Source organism: Oceanimonas sp. AH20CE76, assembly GCF_039654065.1.
GTDB lineage: Bacteria > Pseudomonadota > Gammaproteobacteria > Enterobacterales > Aeromonadaceae > Oceanimonas > Oceanimonas smirnovii.
Genome location: NZ_CP155481.1, coordinates 211,575 through 226,742, shown reverse-complemented (window position 1 = coordinate 226,742; position 15,168 = coordinate 211,575). Strand labels below are relative to the sequence as shown.

15 protein-coding genes are annotated in these 15,168 nt (G+C 58.9%); 6 read left to right on the top strand and 9 right to left on the bottom strand.

The annotated features are described in order from the left end of the window. Positions 1–9 precede the first annotated feature (9 nt). From N2M06_RS01135 to N2M06_RS01115, 5 genes are all read right to left on the bottom strand, one after another. Positions 10–714, bottom strand: coding sequence for an ATP-binding cassette domain-containing protein (locus N2M06_RS01135; protein WP_317075633.1), 705 nt, complete (start codon positions 712–714; stop codon positions 10–12). Then, positions 714–1,481, bottom strand: coding sequence for a high-affinity branched-chain amino acid ABC transporter ATP-binding protein LivG (gene livG / locus N2M06_RS01130; protein ID WP_346352143.1), 768 nt, complete (start codon positions 1,479–1,481; stop codon positions 714–716). The genes N2M06_RS01135 and livG overlap by 1 nt, the downstream gene beginning before the upstream one ends. Further along, on the bottom strand, positions 1,475–2,716 hold the full coding sequence (locus tag N2M06_RS01125) for a high-affinity branched-chain amino acid ABC transporter permease LivM (RefSeq protein ID WP_346351348.1): 1,242 nt from the start codon (positions 2,714–2,716) through the stop codon (positions 1,475–1,477). Before N2M06_RS01125 ends, livG begins: the two co-directional genes overlap by 7 nt. Continuing rightward, positions 2,713–3,636 (bottom strand): high-affinity branched-chain amino acid ABC transporter permease LivH, encoded by a 924-nt coding sequence (livH, locus tag N2M06_RS01120; protein WP_019934774.1) that lies wholly within the window; start codon positions 3,634–3,636, stop codon positions 2,713–2,715. The genes N2M06_RS01125 and livH overlap by 4 nt, the downstream gene beginning before the upstream one ends. Positions 3,637–3,723: 87 nt before the next feature. Further along, positions 3,724–4,839 (bottom strand): branched-chain amino acid ABC transporter substrate-binding protein, encoded by a 1,116-nt coding sequence (locus N2M06_RS01115; RefSeq protein ID WP_346351347.1) that lies wholly within the window; start codon positions 4,837–4,839, stop codon positions 3,724–3,726. Positions 4,840–4,981: 142 nt separating this feature from the next. On the opposite strand from N2M06_RS01115, the gene N2M06_RS01110 reads away from it, so the two are divergent. After that, positions 4,982–5,227, top strand: coding sequence for a Rho-binding antiterminator (locus tag N2M06_RS01110; protein WP_317075636.1), 246 nt, complete (start codon positions 4,982–4,984; stop codon positions 5,225–5,227). On the opposite strand, the gene N2M06_RS01105 is transcribed toward N2M06_RS01110, so the two are convergent. Next, complete coding sequence (locus N2M06_RS01105) at positions 5,224–6,027, bottom strand: hypothetical protein (protein WP_346351346.1); 804 nt, start codon at positions 6,025–6,027, stop codon at positions 5,224–5,226. The two genes, N2M06_RS01110 and N2M06_RS01105, sit on opposite strands and share 4 nt — an antisense overlap. Before the next feature lie 344 nt (positions 6,028–6,371). Here N2M06_RS01105 and N2M06_RS01100 point away from each other — a divergent pair, with 344 nt between their 5' ends. Continuing rightward, positions 6,372–6,728 (top strand): hypothetical protein, encoded by a 357-nt coding sequence (locus N2M06_RS01100; protein WP_019934769.1) that lies wholly within the window; start codon positions 6,372–6,374, stop codon positions 6,726–6,728. Between the two features lie 65 nt (positions 6,729–6,793). Here the strand turns inward: N2M06_RS01100 and N2M06_RS01095 are convergent, their stop codons facing one another. After that, entirely contained in the window at positions 6,794–7,405 is a 612-nt protein-coding gene (locus N2M06_RS01095) for a DUF1826 domain-containing protein (protein WP_346351345.1), read from the bottom strand. Between the two features lie 97 nt (positions 7,406–7,502). On the opposite strand from N2M06_RS01095, the gene zigA reads away from it, so the two are divergent. Both zigA and greB read left to right on the top strand, forming a co-directional pair. Then, positions 7,503–8,702, top strand: a complete 1,200-nt coding sequence (gene zigA, locus N2M06_RS01090; RefSeq protein WP_346351344.1) for a zinc metallochaperone GTPase ZigA — start codon at positions 7,503–7,505, stop codon at positions 8,700–8,702. 58 nt (positions 8,703–8,760) lie between these two features. Continuing rightward, positions 8,761–9,246 carry a transcription elongation factor GreB gene (greB, locus tag N2M06_RS01085; RefSeq protein WP_346351343.1) on the top strand — a complete coding sequence of 162 codons (486 nt, stop codon included), beginning with the start codon at positions 8,761–8,763 and terminating at the stop codon, positions 9,244–9,246. Positions 9,247–9,251: 5 nt separating this feature from the next. Here greB and N2M06_RS01080 read toward each other — a convergent pair whose 3' ends face one another. Further along, complete coding sequence (locus tag N2M06_RS01080) at positions 9,252–10,616, bottom strand: sigma-54 dependent transcriptional regulator (protein WP_346351342.1); 1,365 nt, start codon at positions 10,614–10,616, stop codon at positions 9,252–9,254. Further along, a complete protein-coding gene (locus N2M06_RS01075; RefSeq protein ID WP_346351341.1) occupies positions 10,613–12,121 on the bottom strand; it encodes an ATP-binding protein in 1,509 nt (502 codons plus the stop codon). Before N2M06_RS01075 ends, N2M06_RS01080 begins: the two co-directional genes overlap by 4 nt. A gap of 164 nt (positions 12,122–12,285) precedes the next feature. Between N2M06_RS01075 and N2M06_RS01070 the strand changes: the two genes are divergently transcribed. Together N2M06_RS01070 and N2M06_RS01065 are read left to right on the top strand one after the other, a co-directional pair. After that, positions 12,286–12,678 (top strand): DUF4168 domain-containing protein, encoded by a 393-nt coding sequence (locus N2M06_RS01070; protein ID WP_317075642.1) that lies wholly within the window; start codon positions 12,286–12,288, stop codon positions 12,676–12,678. Positions 12,679–12,836: 158 nt separating this feature from the next. Next, positions 12,837–15,161: a Tex family protein gene (locus N2M06_RS01065; RefSeq protein WP_346351340.1), complete on the top strand. Its 2,325-nt coding sequence runs from the start codon at positions 12,837–12,839 to the stop codon at positions 15,159–15,161. Positions 15,162–15,168 lie beyond the last annotated feature (7 nt).

The following is a 15,168-nucleotide window of genomic DNA, read 5'->3' as shown; positions in this document are numbered from 1 at the left end:
AATTCGGCCTCAGCCGCCCAGATAGGCGTTACGTACCCGCTCGTTGGCCAGCAGCGCCGCACCGGTGTCGGCCAGCACCACGCGGCCGTTTTCCAGCACATAGCCCCGGTCGGCCAGCTTGAGCGCCTGATTGGCGTTCTGCTCCACCAGAAAAATGGTCATGCCTTTTTCATCCCGCAACTGAGCTATGGTGTCAAAAATCTGATTAATAATAATGGGGGCCAGCCCCAGAGAGGGCTCGTCCAGCAACAGCAACCTGGGTTTGCTCATCAGTGCCCGGCCAATGGCCAGCATCTGCTGCTCCCCGCCCGACATGGTGCCGGCACGCTGCTGCCGGCGCTCCTTGAGCCGCGGAAACATGGCAAACACCTCGGCCATCAGGCCGGCATGCTCGCGCTTATCTACAAAAAAACCGCCCATATGCAGATTTTCTTCCACCGTCAGCCGGGCAAAAATACGCCGCCCTTCCGGCACGATGGCAATATCCCGGCGCATAATGGCGGCGGTGTCGAGGCCGGTTAAGTCCTGCTGCTCATACATCACCCTGCCCTTGCTGGGCTTGGGATCACCACAAATGCTCATCATCAGGGTGGTTTTGCCCGCCCCGTTGGCCCCGATAAGGGTCACGATTTCGCCCTGTTCAATATGCACTGTCACGTCTTCCAGGGCCTGAATCTTGCCGTAGTGGGCGCAAATATTATCAACATGCAGCATCAGGTTTCTCCCAGATAGGCCTTGATCACATCAGGATGATTGCGCACTGCTTCCGGATTGCCGTCGGCCAGCGGCCGGCCCTGATTCACCACATAGATATGGTCGGAGATATCCATCACCAGTTTCATGTCATGCTCTATCAGCAACACGCTCACGCCTTCATTGGTGCGCAGATCCTGAATAAGCCGGTTCAGCTCCTGAGTTTCAAAGGGGTTCAGCCCCGCCGCCGGTTCGTCCAGCATCAGCAGCGCCGGCCGTGCCGCCATGCAGCGGGCAATTTCCAGCCGGCGCTGCTGACCATAGGCCAGGTTGCCGGCAGCGCGGTTGGCAAATTCGGTCAGATTCACTTTTTCCAGCCAGTAATGAGCCCGCTCCAGCCCTTCCCGCTCGGCCCGGCGAAAGGCCGGGGTTTTCAGCAAGCCCGCAAGAAAGTGCGTATTAAGGTGGGCATGCTGGGCCACCAGCAGATTTTCCAGCACCGTCATTTCCTTAAACAGGCGCACATGCTGAAAGGTGCGCACCATGCCCAAACGGGCAATTTTATGGCCGGGCAGGCCGGCAATGGCCTGACCGCGAAAGTTCACACTGCCACCACTGGGCCGGTAAAACCCCGATAAGCAGTTGAAGACGGTGGTTTTGCCGGCCCCGTTGGGGCCGATAATGGACACGATTTGCCGCTCCTTCATGGCCAGCGCCACGCCGTCTACCGCCACCAGGCCGCCAAAGCGCATGGTGAGGCCGGCTACGTTCAGCAGTTCACTCATGATTTCAGCTCCATATGAGGGCGATGCATAGGCAGCAGGCCTTGCGGCCGCCAGATCATCATCAGCACCATCAGCAGGCCAAACAGCAGCATGCGGTATTCATTAAATTCCCGGGTCAGCTCGGGCAATATGGTCATGATAATGGCCGCCAGCACCACGCCAATTTGTGAGCCCATGCCCCCCAGCACGACGATGGCAAGAATAATGGCCGACTCGATAAACACGAATGATTCCGGGCTGATAAAGCCCTGCCGGGCGGCAAAAAAGCAGCCGGCAAAGCCGGCAAAAGCGGCTCCTATGGTAAAGGCACTGAGCTTGATCAGCGTCGGGTTCAGCCCCAGGGAGCGGCAGGCGATTTCGTCTTCCCGCAGCGCCTCCCAGGCCCGGCCCAGCGGCATGCGCAGCAGCCGGTTGATAATAAAGATGGTCAGCACCACCAGTATCAGCGCCAGCAGATACAGAAAAATCACCTTGTAGCCCGAGTTATAGGCAATGCCGAAAAACTCGTGAAAGGTGTTATCGCCCCGGCGCTCGAACTCCAGCCCGAACAGGGTGGGTTTGGGAATACCGGCAATGCCGTTGGGGCCGCCGGTGACCTCCGTCATGTTATTGAGCAGTATGCGAATAATTTCGCCAAACCCCAGGGTGACGATGGCCAGATAATCCCCTCGCAGCCGCAGCACCGGAAAGCCCAGTAAAAAGCCCGCCAGCGCCGCCAGGGCACCGCCCAGCAGCAGACAGGTCCAGAAATCCAGCCCGAAGTAAGCATTGAGCAGCGCATAGCTGTAGGCACCCACCGCGTAAAAGGCGACGTAACCCAGGTCGAGCAGACCCGCCAGCCCCACCACCACGTTCAGCCCCAGCCCCAGCATCACATAAATCAGGGTCAGGGTGGCCAGATCCACAGCCCCGCGGGAGCCCATAAAAGGCCACACCAGCAGGATGCCCAGCACCAGCACGGTCACAATGCGATACAGCCAGGGCTGCTCTTCCGGGGCCGGCAGCGCAAAGCTGCCCTTGCGATCCGCCAGATAGCGAAAAGGCTTGCGCCATTGCTCGGCAAACAACTGGGCCACAAACACCAGCCCGGCCCCCAGCGCCAGCCACTGCCAGCTGGTATTCAGCCGGTTGGCCACTATCAGTTGCGTGCCCTCGGTTTCCAGCCGAAAGCCAAGCAGCCAGCCCGCCAGCAGCAGAAACAGACCCGCGGCAATAACAGAAGGTTTAAGTCGGCTCATACCTTTTCTACCTCCGGTTTGCCCAGAATGCCGGTAGGCATAAACAGCAGCACAAAAATAAGCAGGCCAAAGGACACCACGTCTTTGTATTCGGTACTGAAATAAGCGCCTGTCATAGCCTCGGTCACGCCCAGCAGCAGGCCGCCAATCACGGCACCGGGAATGCTGCCAATGCCACCGAGCACGGCGGCGGTAAAGGCCTTGAGCCCGGCAATAAAGCCGATATAAGGGTTGATCACACCGTAATAGGAGCCCAGCAACACACCGGCCACCGCCGCCAGCGCGGCACCAATCACAAAAGTGAGCGCGATAATGCTGTTGCTGTTAATGCCCAGCAGGTTGGCCATTTTCAGATCTTCGGCGCAGGCCCGGCAGGCCCGGCCCATGCGCGAGCGGGAAATAAACAGCGACAGCAAGGTCATGGCAATAAAGGTGACCACAAAAATGATCAGCTGCATATAAGACAGGCTGGCCTGAAAGCCCTCTCCGCCAAAGCTCCAGCCACCCGGCAACAGCGGCGGAATGGCCACATCCCGGGAGCCCTGGGCCAGACGCATCATGTTTTGCAGAAAAATGGACATGCCGATGGCCGAGATAAGGGCAATCAGCCGTTTGCTGTGGCGCAGCGGCCGGTAGGCCACCCGCTCGATGGAATAACCATAGACGCTGGTAATGATAATGCTCACCAGAAAGGCGGCACACAGCAGCAGCACTGTGCTGTCTATGCCCAACATGGCCAGGGCCGTCATCACCATAAAGGCGGCGTAGGCCCCAATCATGTAAACCTCGCCGTGGGCGAAGTTAATCATGCCGATAATGCCATACACCATGGTGTAGCCGATGGCGATCAGGGCGTAGGTGCTGCCGATGGTCAGACCATTAAGCAGCTGCTGAATAAAATAAAGAAGGGGCTCGGACATACAACCTTTCCTTGTCGTAGCACGATGAGCGCCGTCAATGCAGGCGGAGCAGGCTCCGCCCGTTGACGATGAAATGTCTTACTATGATTAAAGCTGAGTGGAAGAGCCGTCTTTGTGCCACTCGAACACGCCGAACTCAAAGCCCTTGAGATCGCCCTTGTCGTCCCAGGACAGCGGCCCCATCACGGTTTCTACCGGCTCGGCGCGCAGCGCCGTGGCCACGGCTTCCGGATCGGTACCGGCCCGTTTTATGCCCTCGGCAAAGGCCTCAATGGCGGCGTAGGTGGTCCACACAAAGGGGCCGGTGGGATCTTCACCTTTAGCCTGAATGGCGGCCACTATGTCGGCGTTGGCCGGCTCGAGGTCATATTTTTTGGGCAGGGTCACCAGCAGGCCTTCCGAGGCATCACCGGCAATGGAGGTAATATCTTTATGACCGACTCCTTCCGGACCCATAAAGCGGGCATTGAAGCCTTTTTCAGCAGACTGACGCAAAATCAGCCCCAGCTCAGGGTGGTAACCGCCGTAATAGACAAAGTCCACCTTGTCTCTCTGCAGTTTGGCAATCAGCGCCGAGAAGTCTTTATCGCCGGAGGTAATGCCCTCATAGGCCACCACATTGGCACCGGATTCCTTCAGGGCATCGCGCACGCTGGAGGCCAGACCTTCACCGTATTGCTTCTTGTCGTGAATAATGGCGATGCGCTCGGGTTTTACCTTATCCACGATATGGCGTGCGGCTGTGGGGCCCTGATCGCTGTCGAGGCCTATGGTGCGCATCACAAACTCAAGATCACGCTCGGTAATGGTGGGGCTGGTGGCCGCCGGCGTAATCATCAGAATGCCTTCGTCGTCATACACATCCGACGCCGGCAGGGTGCTGTCGGAGCACAGATGGCCGGCCACAAACTGAATGCCGTCATTGACAATGCGGTTGGCCACCGCCACCGCCTGCTTGGGATCACAGGCGTCGTCGAACTCCACCGCTTCCAGGGTGTGCTCGCCCAGCTTGCCCGATTTGTTGATAAGCTCCACCGCCATGCGGCCGCCGGTAAACTGCATATCACCATACTGGGCCACCGGACCGGTAATGGGGCCGGCAATGGCAATTTTAATGGTCTCGGCGCTGGCAGCAAAGGCAGCGCCATAACCCAGGGCCGCAAACACTGCCAGTGCGACCGCCTTTTTATTCCTTGTCACCATACGAACATCCTCTATTCGAACAGGGCAGCCGGAACGGCTCCGGCCGTCTTCCACAGTTCTAACCCTTGTACAAAATTAGCACAAGAGGAAAATGCTTCGAATGGGACCGGACTCTTGCTCACTACCACAGGAAAGCGCTGCCATGATGAACTGCGATCAACATGATTATCTGGAGATTGCCTGTATGTATCGTTATGAAATCAGGCTGACACTGACCACAGGCGAACAAATTACCGGCATAGCACTGGACACCAGCCGCAATGAACACAAAGAGGAATGCCTGAAGCTGAACACAGGCACGCAGGTGTGCCTGCTGCCGCTGTCGGGCCTGGCCAGCATGAGCGCCACCAGGCCCAATCCGCATTTTCAGCACATTAACTTCAGCTAGGCGGTAATACCCTCGCGGGCGGTGCCCTGACTGGCAAACCGGCTGCTGTCGTAATAAAGCAGGCCATGCCGGCGGGCCAGCGGTGCCAGCCGGCGGGCAATTTGCCGGCCCATGCGCTGGCCGTTGCGGCTGGTGTAACCGGCATCAAACTGCATGGCCGGCGCCGCCGGCAGTGCCTCTGGCATGGCTTCTGCCAGCGGCGGCGACAGCACTTTGCAGATCAGCTCACTGACCACGCGGTTAACTGCCGAGCCCACACCATAGCCCTGCCATTCCGGCAGCAGATACAGGCTGTTCAGGGTCATTTCCAGTGCCGGTGCCGGCCGCTCTGCGGGAATGTCGACGGCAAAGCTCAGCACCCAGTTGCCCACCATGCGCGGCTGTTTCTGTTGATGGTCCAGCAGGGCCACATTACAGCGATAATCCATGCCGAAGTCGTGAATACGCGGTGCCGCATCGGCACCTTGTTCTTGCGGCCGGCTCTCGCCCCAGAACAGAGGCCGGGGCGCATACACATCTTTATGCTCGTGCAGGGCGCTATGGCGAAAACGCTCAAACAGCGGCCTGTGCTTGGGGTGGTGCCAGTCCATCAGCTGTAAAGACAGCCGGTCCAGCCATTCGGGAAATAACCAGGGATAATCGGAAAACTCATCACGCAGCCGGGTGTAATCCAGCAGGTGATTCAGGGTCCAATGTCCACGGCTGAGGTAGCCGGCCTCACGGACAAAGGTGTGCTTGAGATGTTTGAACAGGGGATAAGTATCGGCGGCCACCCGCCGGCGCTGATGTTGGGCAGGCATTATGTAAACCACCCCTTCTCGCTGTATTCACCGGTAGCAACACACAACAGGGGCCGCGCCGCCAGGCTGATGCCGCCCGGCCGTTCACAATGAGAAAACTGCATAGGCTTTGTCTCCGTTTTTGACACAAAGCAAGGCATTGTAATACATGATGCAATCATGTAAATGCACCCAAAGGAAGAGTACGTTTATCGAGCTAAAGCTTGCTGCTCTTTGCCAATAAAAATTCAACCAAGCTACAAATCAACCTTTATACCCTCAAAAAAAGTGTTAACCTCGCAACCCGCGACAAAAACTGACGCCACTATAACCAAAAACCAACGCTTAACTTCAGGTAAAAAATAATGAAAAAGGCAATATTTGTAGCTTTACTCTCTACCCTTACGCTTTCAGCGTGCTCTATGCGCGTCGCAGATATGACCGTTGGCAGCACGAAGAATTACAACATTAATGCAGCAGAGTTTGTTAAAGGAAAACGGGTAAAAGGTGAAGACACCTATCCGGTAATTATTTTTCCACTGGGCATTCCTAATGTTAAGACAGCCATGGATAAAGCTATCGAAACTGATAAGTGTGCGGTTGGTCTATCTGATGTAGTTATTACTCAGCTGAACCATGCATTCATTTTCGGCTCTATCGGCTTCAGAGTCGAGGGTGACCAAATCATTGACACTACACAGCCAGGTTGTAATAGAGGCTAATAAAAACTACGACCAGCACTTGGCGGAAGTACAAACTTCATACCTAACTTCCGCCATTATTATTTTCACTCCCCAAAATCCATCGACAGAAACAACCGGCGATAACCGGTGGGCACCGGCGGTGATCGATGCCAAAGACCACAGCCTTCCTGGCCCTGCCAGCCTTCCCCTTTCATCAGCGCCACCTCGCCCGCCGCCAGTTGCTGCCACTGCGCCGGCTCCGCTCCGCCCTGTTCCAGCAGCTGGTTCCGCTGCGGTGTATTCAGCCAGTGAGTGCCCGGGCCGGAATAAGTGCTCACCAGCCGGCAGGGCAAGCGGTCGGTATGAAAGCGCGGACACATGGCGGTTTGCAGGCTGGCCAGCCGCACGCCTACCCGTTTCAGCTCAAATAAACAGGCAAACATTTCCGCCAGCTGCTGCACATCCTTTGCCAGCGCCGCCCGGCCCGGCAGATCCGGCAGCTGTTCCGCCAGCGCGGTTGCCACTTGCTGCGGGGGTAACAGCTGCCGCACGCTGACCCGGCTGCTCGCCTGATGCAGCCGGGCGACATAATCCGTTATGTTCGCCGGCAGCGGTCGCTGCCACACCGCCAGATTGCAGTCCGGCTGATAGATGCGAGCAAGCACGCCGGCTTCTTTGCCGGCATCTGACACCGGCGACAATTCGGTCATATTCATGTTCAAGGTTCCTTGCTGATACACGAAGAAAAAAAGATATGTTATGTTATAACAACAAACACCTTTAAATCCACGGCCAGCATACGGAGCCACTACCATGCACTGCCATTCTCCCCTTCCCGTTACTGTGTTGTCCGGCTTTCTCGGTGCCGGCAAAACCACAGTGCTGAACCATATTCTCAATAACCGGCAGGGCCTGCGGGTGGCAGTGATCGTTAACGATATGAGCGAGGTGAATATCGATGCGGCCACGGTACAGCAGCAGGTCAGCCTGCACAGAGGCGAAGACCGGCTGGTGGAAATGAGCAATGGCTGCATCTGCTGTACCCTGCGGGAAGATCTGCTGCAGGAAGTCGGCCGGCTGGCCACTGAAGGCCGCTTCGATTGTCTGGTGATCGAGTCTACCGGCATCTCGGAGCCCATGCCGGTAGCCGAAACCTTTACCTTTGAGAGCGAAAACGGCCAATGCCTGAATCACATTGCCCGGCTCGATACGCTGGTGACGGTGGTGGATGCGGTGAACTTTCTGGCGGATTTTCAGGCCGCCGACGCCCTGGCCGAACGAGGCGAAAGCCTGGGTGAGGAAGACGAGCGCAGCGTGACCGATCTGCTGATTGAACAGGTGGAATTCTGCGATCTGTTACTGATCAGCAAAACCGATCTGGTGAGCGACGCGCAGCTGGCAGAGCTCACCGCCATTCTTGCCCGGCTAAACCCGACAGCCGAGATACTGCCCGTCAGTCAGGGCCGGGTACCGCTGCACAAGGTGCTGAACACAGGGCGCTTTAACTTTGAGCGGGCCGCCAGCGCTCCGGGCTGGCTGCAAGAGCTGCGCGGCGAGCACCAGCCGGAAACCGAGGAATACCATATCGGCAGTTTTGTTTATCGGGCCCGCCGCCCCTTTCATCCTCAGCGCTTCTTTGCGTTTTTGCACCAGCCTCAGGAGCAGGGCCGGCTGCTGCGCTCCAAGGGCTTTTTCTGGCTGGCCAGCCGCCCCGATTTGGCCGGCCAGTGGAACCAGGCCGGTGGCATTGCCTATCACGGTGGTGCCGGCCTGTTCTGGCAGGCCGTGCCCAAAGAAGAATGGCCCGAGGATGAAGAAAGCCGGGAGCATATACTGGCTAGCTGGGCCGAGCCCTATGGCGATCGCCGGCAAGAGCTGGTGTTTATTGGTCAGGGGCTGAACCAACACGCAATTTGCCAGCAACTGGACGCCTGCCTGCTCACCGACGACGAAATGCGCGCGGGCGCTGCGGGCTGGCAACGGCTGCCCGACCCCTTTCCGGCCTGGGAGTAGACGGCACTGACATCACTGGCGCACAATAGCCGCCATTGTTGAGCCAAGAGCCTGTGCAATGAAAACCAATCTGATCACCCGTGCCGGCTGGCACAAGCTGGATGAAGAGCTTAAATATCTGTGGAAGGTGGAGCGCCCTGCGGTGACTCAGTCGGTGTCGGAAGCGGCCGCCCTCGGCGACCGAAGCGAGAATGCAGAGTATATCTACGGCAAGAAAAGACTGCGGGAAATTGACCGCCGGGTGCGCTATCTGATGAAGCGGCTGGAAGCGGTGAAGATCATCGATCACGACCCGCGCCAGAACGGCAAGGTGTTTTTTGGTGCCTGGGTGGAGCTGGAAAACGAAGACGGCGAGGTCGTGCGCTACCGCATTGTCGGCCCCGACGAAATCGACACCAAAAACAACCACATCACCATCGACTCTCCCATGGCCCGGGCGCTTATCGGCAAACAGACAGACGACGAAGTGCTGGTAAAAACGCCGTCGGGCACAAAGGAATGGTACATCAATAAAATTCAGTACCAGCCCTTTGAACATGAATAAGCTCTTTATTCCAGCCAGCGGTAAAGGGTGCGGCGGGTAATGCCAAGAATCTCTGCCGCCCGCCGTTTATTGCCCTCGGTGGCGGCCAGCACCCGGTGAATATGCCGGCGCTGCACCGTTTCCAGACTGGGCAGCGCTTCAGCATGCTCTGACGCTCGCCCCTCGCCGGCGGCGGGTTCTGGCCCGGCGTCGCCCTGCTCGCGAATGCGCTGGGGCAGATGCTCCACGTCTATCAGGGCACCATCACAAAAGGTGGCGGCCCGCTCCACGGCGTTTTGCAACTCACGCACATTGCCCGGAAAGGCATAATGCTGCAGCAAGGCACTGGCCTCATCGCTGAATCCCTTGATATGGCGCTGCTGCCGGGCGTTGAACCGGGTCAGAAAAAACGCCGCCAGCCGCTGTATGTCGTCCCCCCGCTCCCGCAGCGGCGGTATCTGCAGGGCAAAGGTTTCCAGCCGGTAAAACAGGTCTTCCCGAAAGCTGCCATCGGCCACCGCCTCGGTTAAATTGCGGTTGGTGGCGGCGATAATGCGCACATCCAGCTGAATTTCATGGTCACTGCCCACCGGCCTGACCTTGCCGTCCTGCAACACCCGCAGCAGCTTGGCCTGCAACGGCAGAGGCATTTCTCCCATTTCATCCAGCAGCAGGGTGCCGCCATTGGCCTGCTGAAACAGGCCGGCCCGCCGGCTTTTGGCACCGGTAAAAGCACCGGCGGCATGACCGAAGAACTCGCTTTCCATCAGCTCACCGGGAATGCCGCCGCAGTTCACCACCATATAGGGGCCGGCACTGCGCTGACTTTGATCGTGCAGCGCCCGGGCCACCAGCTCCTTGCCGGTGCCGCTTTCTCCCTGCACCAGCACGGGGGCGTCGGCAGTAGCCACCTGCCGGATCTGATGAAACAGCTGCTGCATGGCCGGGCTTTGCCCGATAATGCCGTGAAACTGCTCAATAGCCAGCATATTGCGATATTGCTGCACTTCGCGGCGTAACCGGCGGTTTTCCAGCAGCCGGCTCACGGTAAGCAGAAAATGATCCATCTCCAGCGGCTTGGTTAAAAAGTCATCGGCACCGGCCTGCAGGGCTTTGACTGCCTGCTGCACAGAGCCAAAGGCGGTAATAATCAGTACCGCCGGCGGCATCTCCTGCGCCTTGAGGGCCGGCAACAGGCTGAGACCGTCCTTGCCCGGCAGACGCAGGTCGCTTATCAGCAGATCCGGCGGCTGCGTCTGCAGCCAGTGCCGTCCCTGCTCCGCATCGCCGCAGGCGGTAACCCGGTAGCCTTCAGCCTCCAGCTCTTCTTCCAGCAGCTCCCGCAGAGCAGCATCATCTTCCACCAGCAGAATATGGTCGGTTTTGCTCATGCCGGCACCTCCTTGAGTGCATGATTCAGAGGCAATACCAGACAGGCCTCGCAGCCTCCCTGCCCATGGTTAGCCAGGGTAAAATCACCGTCCTGCTCGTCTGCCACCGCCTGCACTATGGCCAGGCCCAGACCGGTGCCTTCACCAGGCGACTTGGTGGTGAAAAACGGCTCTGTCAGGCTGGCAGCATCATGTCCTGCGGGCAGGCCGGGGCCGTTGTCACGTACGCAGATGGTCAGCCGGTCTTCACTCGCGGCGGCCGTAATCTCAATATGACTGGCTCCCGCCTGCAGGGCGTTGCGCAGCAAATTCAGCAATGCCAGCTCCAGCCGGCCCGCATCGGCCGCAAAAGGCGGCAACCCCGAGGGCACCTGCCGGCTTAACCGGCAGCCACCGGCTTCCAGCTCGGGGGCCATGGCGGCCGAGGCATCGGCGATCACTTGTCCGGCATGCAGCAGCCGGGTCTGAATGGCGGCGGGCCGGCAATAATCCAGCAACTGGCGCACTGTGCGGGTAAGGCGCTGCACCTGGGTACGAATGCCGTTCAGATTATGCTGTTGCTGTGCATTAAGACTGCCGGAACGCTCCAGCCGTCGGGCGCGGCCGTCAATCACACTCAGGGGCGCGCCCAGCTCATGGGCTATGCCCCGGGCCATGCTGCCGATGGCGGCCATTTTTTCATTATCTTTCAGCTGGGCCAGCAGCCGGGTTTCCGCTTCACGGTGCGCATCCAGACTGCGGTGCGCGGCTTCTATGCTGTCCAGCATGCGGTTCAGTCCCAGCGCCAGGCTGGCTACCTCCTGCGGGCCATTCAGCGCTGCCCGGTGAGACAGCTCGCCGTCTTTCACTCTCTTCATATGCGCCAGCAAATTATCCACATAACGCCCCACGCCACCGTAGTGCCCCAGCAGCACACTGGCCAGGATCACCAGGCTGAACAGGCCCCAGCCCACCCAGGCAATGACCGTAAACTGCTGCAGGGCCCGGTCGAAGTCGCTGGCCCGGCGGGAGATCTGGATCAGCCCCCGTATCTGGCCGCCGGTATCAAACACAGGCAGAAAATGGGAAAACAAGCGCCGGCCATCCACCCGGCTGAAGGCCTCCTGACTTTCGCCGGTAAAGCGAATGCGCGCCGGAATAGTGGTGGCGGTCAGATCTTTCACGGCAAAGCCGGCGGCGGCAATGCGGTTGCCATCCACATCAAATACCGAGGCCCCATACACCTCACCCAGCACAAACACCGAGCGCAGCGCTACCGCCACTGCCTCCATATCGCCTCTGTTGACCGCATCGCCAATGGGAATGCTGATGGCCCGGCCCAGCAGCTCAAGATCGTTTTTAAGGCGCTGTTCCTGATATTGATTGGCCTGCTCCAGCCCCAGACGAATGCCAAAGGCCGTGAGCAGCACCAGAGGCAGCACCACAAACAGCAGCAGGGTGCGTTGCAGGCCGCTGATGCGCCAGCGAAAAGCTGTGTTATTTGTAAACGGGTTATTTTTGCTCATGTGTAATATGTATACATAAATACGCATCCAAAACCCAGCCGCACAGATCACCAAAACGCAAAATAAATTAAATAAACTATTAAAATCATAAACTTATAAATAAAAATAAAATCTGGCACGTTTTCTGTATCAGTGAGAGCACTTTCAACCAGAGGAGTGCTTTTATGACCAAGCTCAAAACCCTGACCACCGCCATTGCCTTTGCCACCTTCGGCATGACCGCCACCGCCGCCATGGCTCAGCAGGCACCGGCACCGCAAACCAGTGCACCGGCCCAGCAGTTTGAACAAGGCCAGGCTGCAGCACCCGTGACTGATGGCGAGCTGAAAAAGTTTGTAAAAGCCAATGAAGAAGTGGCTCAAATTCGCGATGAATTTTCGCAAAAACTGAATCAGGAGCAGGATCAGCAAAAAGCACAGGAACTGCAGATGCAGGCTCAGGAAGAAATGATGAAGGCAGTGGAAAAGCACGATCTTGACGCACCCACCTACAATGCCATTGCCGCCCGCCTGCAGACGGATCCCGAGCTTCAGGACAGAGTCAGCGCCCTGCAATAAGTTTTAATGGTGAGTCCGGGGCCTGCGGGCCCCTTTTTTGTGGCCGGCTGTCAGCCCCGGCCACGCTTTGTTTAGCCGGCGGTTCTGTTTCATAATGCTCGCCCTGCTTTTTCAATTGACTGCAAGCCGGGCAAGCCCCGCTGCCGGAGCACAAGCTGATGAACACCATAAACCACATTCTGGCCAATGAACTGGCCGTGCCTCAGTCTCAGGTAGATGCCGCCGTCAGGCTGCTGGACGAAGGGGCCACAGTGCCCTTTATTGCCCGCTACCGCAAGGAAGCCACCGGCGGCCTGGACGACACTCAGCTGCGCACCCTCGACAGCCGCCTCGGCTATCTGCGCGAGCTGGAAGACAGACGGGCGGTGATCCTCAAATCGGTGGACGAACAGGGCAAGCTGAGCCCGGCACTAAAGGCCGAGCTGCTGGCCGCCGACACCAAAACCCGACTGGAAGACCTTTACCTGCCTTACAAACCCAAACGTCGCACCAAGGGCCAGATTGCCATTGAGGCCGGCCTGGCACCCCTGGCCGATACTCTGTTTACCGACCCCAGTCAGGATCCACAGCGGCTTGCAGAGCAGTTCATCAATGTCGAGGCCGGCGTGATTGATGCCAAGGCAGCACTGGACGGTGCCAAATATATTTTAATGGAGCGTCTGGCCGAGCAGGCGGATCTGCTGGAAGCGGTGCGCAGCTACCTGCAACAGCACGGCCAGCTGCAGGCCAGAGTGGTGGAAGGCCAGGAGCAAACCGGTGCCAAGTTCAAGGACTACTTCGAGCACAATGAACCCATCAGCAAGGCACCGTCGCACCGGGTGCTGGCCATGCTGCGGGGCCGCAATGAGGGCGTGCTGGCACTAGGGCTGACCGTAGACAGCGATGCCGAACGTCACCCCTGCGAGACCATTATTGCCCGCCATGCCGGCTGGCAGGACCGAGGCCGCCCGGCCGACAAATGGCTGGCGGGCGTGTTCAGCTGGACCTGGCGGGTGAAGCTGTCGTTGCAGATGGAAACCGAGCTGCTGGGCCAGGCCCGGGAGCGGGCCGAGCAAGAAGCCATTCGCGTGTTCGCCCTTAACCTCAAGGATCTGCTGATGGCCGCTCCCGCCGGTGCCCGTGTGACCATGGGGCTGGATCCGGGCATTCGCACCGGGGTCAAGGTGGTGGTGGTGGATAATACCGGCAAGCTGCTGGAACACGCCACCGTGTATCCGTTTCAGCCTCACAACAAGGTAGAGCAGAGCCTGCGCATTCTTGGGGAGCTGTGCCGCAAACACAGTGTCAGTCTGGTGAGCATCGGCAACGGCACCGCCTCGCGGGAAACCGAGCGGCTGGTGGAGCAGCTGATAAAACAAAGCCCCGAGCTCAAGCTGCAAAAGGTGGTGGTGAGCGAGGCCGGTGCCTCTGTGTATTCCGCCTCGGAGCTGGCCGCCAGCGAGTTTCCCGATCTCGACGTATCGTTGCGAGGGGCCGTGTCCATTGCCCGCCGGCTGCAGGACCCATTGGCGGAGCTGGTAAAAATCGATCCCAAAAGCATTGGCGTGGGCCAGTATCAGCACGATGTGTCCCAGACCCAGCTGGCCCGCAACCTGGATGCGGTGGTGGAAGACTGCGTGAACGCCGTGGGCGTGGACGTGAACATGGCCTCGGCCCCGCTGCTGGCCCGGGTCTCGGGCCTGACTCCCACTCTGGCCCAGAACATAGTGGCCTGGCGCAACGAGCAGGGCGTGTTTGCGGATCGTAAACAACTGCTCAAGGTGCCCCGCCTTGGCCCCAAGGCCTTTGAACAGTGCGCCGGCTTTTTGCGCATTCAGGGCGGCAAGAACCCGCTGGATGCCTCGGCGGTGCACCCGGAAGCCTACCCGGTGGTGACCCGCATGCTGGAGCAGCTCAAGCAGCCGGTCAACGCCGTGCTGGGTAATGCCGGCCTGCTCAAGACCCTGGATCCGAAAGACTATACCGACGAGCACTTTGGCCTGCCAACCGTGCAGGACATTCTCAGGGAGCTGGATAAACCGGGCCGGGATCCGCGCCCCGAGTTCAAAACCGCCCGCTTTATGGACGGAGTGGAAAAGCCCGCGGATCTTATTCCCGATATGGTGCTGGAGGGGGTCGTCACCAATGTCACCAACTTCGGTGCCTTTGTGGACATAGGCGTGCATCAGGACGGGCTGGTACATATATCAGCGCTCACCGACCGCTTTGTGCAGGATCCGCGTGAAGTGGTGAAGGCCGGCGATATCGTCCGGGTGAAGGTGCTGGAGGTGGATCTGCAGCGCAACCGCATCGCCCTGACCATGCGTCTGGACCAGAGCGCCGCCGAGCACGCCGAAGGCAAGAGCACGCCGCGCCGCAATGAGCGCAGCCGCAATGACAATAACAAGAGCCAGCGCCAGCAACGTCCGGCCCGACGTGAGCAACCGGCTCCGCAGGGTGCCATGGGCGCGGCCCTGGCAGCGGCATTGCAGAAGAAGAAGTAACAGGCTG